This window comes from Streptomyces turgidiscabies Car8 (assembly GCF_000331005.1).
In the GTDB taxonomy this organism is placed as follows: domain Bacteria; phylum Actinomycetota; class Actinomycetes; order Streptomycetales; family Streptomycetaceae; genus Streptomyces; species Streptomyces turgidiscabies.
The window spans coordinates 1-3,875 of sequence record NZ_AEJB01000608.1 but is presented as its reverse complement, the minus strand read 5'-3'; the positions used below and the strand labels follow the sequence as shown (position 1 = coordinate 3,875).

1 protein-coding gene and 2 pseudogenes are annotated in these 3,875 nt (G+C 70.3%); 1 reads left to right on the top strand and 2 read right to left on the bottom strand.

Going from position 1 to position 3,875, the window contains the following annotated elements; translation table 11 throughout:
* Positions 1-207, bottom strand: a pseudogene (locus STRTUCAR8_RS42265) (methionine ABC transporter ATP-binding protein); the annotation flags it as partial.
* 54 nt (positions 208-261) lie between these two features.
* The gene (locus tag STRTUCAR8_RS42260) at positions 262-1,614 is read right to left on the bottom strand and encodes a class II 3-deoxy-7-phosphoheptulonate synthase (RefSeq protein ID WP_006382561.1); all 1,353 of its coding nucleotides are present in this window, start codon (positions 1,612-1,614) and stop codon (positions 262-264) included.
* Positions 1,615-1,966: 352 nt separating this feature from the next.
* Between STRTUCAR8_RS42260 and STRTUCAR8_RS42255 the strand changes: the two are divergent.
* Positions 1,967-3,827, top strand: a pseudogene (locus STRTUCAR8_RS42255) (anthranilate synthase family protein).
* The last annotated feature ends 48 nt before the right edge of the window (positions 3,828-3,875 follow it).

Genomic DNA, 3,875 nt, shown 5'->3' with positions numbered 1-3,875 from the left:
GGTGCGCGAGAGCTGCGAGATGACTGGCCTGGCCGCCGCGTCGCCGTGGAAGGTGACGTCGATGACCGTGCGGTCGTCCCCGGAGGCGTCGCCGCTGACCGGGAAGAGGGCGGCGGCCAGTTCGGAGCCCGGGGTGGCGAGCAGCTCGCTGACGGTGCCCGACTCGGCGATCCGCCCGTTCTCCATGAGCGCGGCCGAGTCGCAGACCCACGCCACGCGCCGGTAACAGGCGCGACAATGATGATCTGCTACCGCCGGTCCCTACTGGTCCCGGTACATCTCCGCGACGAGGAACGCCAGGTCGAGCGACTGGCTGCGGTTCAGCCGGGGGTCGCAGGCCGTCTCGTAGCGGTGGTGCAGGTCGTCGACGAAGATCTCGTCGCCGCCGCCCACGCACTCGGTGACGTCGTCGCCCGTCAGCTCCACGTGGATACCGCCGGGATGCGTACCCAGCTCCTTGTGGACCTCGAAGAAGCCCTTGACCTCGTCGAGCACGTCGTCGAAGCGGCGGGTCTTGTGACCGGAGGCCGCCTCGTAGGTGTTGCCGTGCATCGGGTCGGTGATCCAGGCGACGGTCGCGCCCGAGGCGGTGACCTTCTCGACCAGCTCGGGCAGCTTGTCCCGGACCTTGTCGGCACCCATACGGACGATGAAGGTCAGCCGGCCCGGCTCACGGTCGGGGTCGAGACGCTCGATGTACTGCAGCGCCTCCTCGGCCGTCGTCGTCGGGCCGAGCTTGATGCCGATCGGGTTGCGGATCTGGGAGGCGAACTCGATGTGCGCGCCGTCCAGCTGCCGGGTGCGCTCACCGATCCACACCATGTGCGCCGAGACGTCGTACAGCCGTCCGGTGCGGGAGTCGACGCGGGTCAGCGCCGACTCGTAGTCCAGCAGCAGCGCCTCGTGCGAGGAGTAGAACTCGACCGTCTGGAACTCGGCCGGGTCCGTCCCGCAGGCACGCATGAAGTTCAGCGCGTTGTCGATCTCGCGGGCCAGCTGCTCGTACCGCTGGCCGGACGGGGACGACTTCACGAAGTCCTGGTTCCAGGCGTGCACCTGGCGCAGGTCGGCGTAGCCGCCGGTGGTGAAGGCGCGGACCAGGTTGAGCGTGGAGGCGGACGCGTTGTACATCCGCTTCAGCCGCTCGGGGTCCGGGATCCGGGACGCCTCGTCGAAGTCGAAGCCGTTGACCGAGTCACCGCGGTACGTCGGCAGGGTCACGCCGTCACGGGTCTCGGTGCCCTTGGAGCGCGGCTTCGAGTACTGGCCGGCGATCCGGCCGACCTTCACGACCGGCACGGAGGCCGCGTACGTGAGGACGGCGCCCATCTGGAGGAGGGTCTTCAGCTTGGCGCGGATGTGCTCGGCGCCCACGGCGTCGAAGGACTCGGCGCAGTCGCCGCCCTGGAGGAGGAACGCCTCTCCCTTGGCGACGGCCGCCATCCGGGCGCGCAGCTGGTCGCACTCGCCCGCGAAGACGAGCGGCGGATACGACTCGAGGTCCGCAACGACTGCGCGCAGAGCCTCGGTGTCGGGGTACTCGGGCTGCTGCGCCGCGGGCAGGTCTCGCCAGGTGTTGCCAGCGCTCGCGCTGGTCTTAGCGTTCACGGTCACGGCCCCAACATTACGGGGTCGTGTCGGGCGTCCATCCGTCTGCTCATCAAGTGAGACGGGGTTCGCTCGTTCGGGTCCGGTGAGCGGAACGGCCGGTCCGCGCGCCGGTTCATGATCTGTCCGCGTCCTCTGGTGTATGGTCCGTCGCATGTTCGCGCACTCGACCCAGAACCAGAACTGGTGGTGGCCCGCTCACTCGGCGGCCCACTGAATCGCGCGTACGCAAGACTTCGCGAAGGCCGCCCGAGGGGCGGCCTTCGGTGTTTTCGCGGACTTCCGCGGACCTCCTCGCCTGGCCGTTCCTCCCGATCACTGATCCAGTCATCGATCGATGGAAGAGGAACGAAGAACGATGCGACTCGACCGGCTTCTGCACGACCACCGCCCGTTCGCCCTGCTCCGCCGCCGTACGCCCGGCCACGATCACGATGTGGTCGAACTGCTGCTCGGCCCGGTGACCACGTACGACCGGCTCGCCGACATCCCCGACGAGGGACTCGCCCTCATCCCCTTCCGCCAGATCCGCGAGCGCGGCTTCGACGTCCGCGACGACGGCACTCCCCTCTCGGTGCTCACGCCCGAGGAGCGTCACGAACTCCCGCTGGAGGAGGCGCTGGCCCAGCTCCCCGCGCATGACGTGCGGGTCGAGGGCGGTGGCTTCGACGTCGGTGACGAGGAGTACGCGGACATCGTCGGGCGGGTGCTGCGGGACGAGATCGGGCGCGGCGAGGGGGCGAACTTCGTCATCCGGCGGACGTACGAGGGCGAGATCCCGGGGTTCGGACGCGCCGACGCCCTCGCGCTGTTCCGGCGGCTACTGGTCGGAGAGCGGGGCGCCTACTGGACCTTCGTCGTGTACACGGGTGAGCGCACTCTCGTCGGAGCCAGCCCCGAGGTGCATGTCCGGATGTCGGGCGGGACCGTGGTCATGAACCCGATCAGTGGGACGTACCGCTATCCGGCCGAGGGGCCGACTCCCGAGCATCTGCTCTCCTTCCTCGCCGACGGCAAGGAGATCGAGGAGCTGTCGATGGTCGTCGACGAGGAGCTCAAGATGATGTGCACCGTCGGCGACATGGGCGGGGTCGTGGTGGGGCCCCGGCTGAAGGAGATGGCCCATCTCGCGCACACGGAGTACGAGTTGCGGGGGCGGTCCTCGCTGGATGTGCGGGAGGTGCTGAGGGAGACCATGTTCGCCGCCACCGTCACCGGGTCACCGGTGCAGAACGCGTGCCGGGTGATCGAGCGGCACGAAGTCGGCGGGCGCGGCTACTACGCGGGCGCGCTGGCGCTGCTGGGGCGGGACTCGGGTGGGGCCCAGACCCTCGACTCGCCGATCCTCATCCGGACCGCGGACATCGCGCCGGACGGACGGCTGCGGGTGCCGGTCGGTGCCACGCTCGTCCGTGGCTCGGACCCGGCGGGCGAGGTCGCCGAGACCCACGCGAAGGCGGCCGGGGTGCTGGCCGCGCTGGGTGTCGTACCGGGGAGGGCCCGGGAGGAGGGCGTACGGCCGCGGCTCATGGACGATCCCTCGGGTGCGGGCGGCGCTGGACGGGCGGCGGGCCTCGCTGGCGCCGTTCTGGCTGCGGATGCGGGAACGGACCCAGGAGCTGACCGGGCACGCCCTGGTCGTCGACGCCGAGGACACCTTCACGGCGATGCTCGCCCACGTCCTGCGCTCCTCGGGCCTGGAGGTGACCGTGCGGCGCTACGACGAACCGGGGCTGCGCGAGGCCGTCGTACAGCACCAGGGGCCGTTGGTCCTCGGGCCCGGCCCCGGTGATCCGGGCGACCTGGCCGACCCGAAGATGCGGTTCCTGCGTGAACTGACCGCCGAGGTCCTGCGGGACCACCGGCACGGTGTTCTCGGGGTCTGTCTCGGGCACGAGCTGATCGCGGCGGAGCTGGGGCTGGGGATCGTACGGAAGGAGGTCCCCTATCAGGGCGCGCAGACGGAGATCGATCTGTTCGGGCGGGCGGAGACCGTCGGCTTCTACAACAGCTTCGTGGCGCACTGCGACGACGAGGCGGGTGCCGAGCTGGCGGCTCACGGGGTCGAGGTCAGCCGGAGTGAGGGTGGGGAGGTGCACGCGGTTCGGGGGCCCGGGTTCGCGGGCGTGCAGTTCCATCCGGAGTCCGTGTTGACGCTGGACGGGGTGAGTGTCGTACGGGAGTTGGTGGCGGGGGTGCAGTCCCTGCGGGCGCGGTAGTTCTTCGGCTGCGGGCCCGGTGGGGGCTGGTCGCGCAGTTCCCCGCGC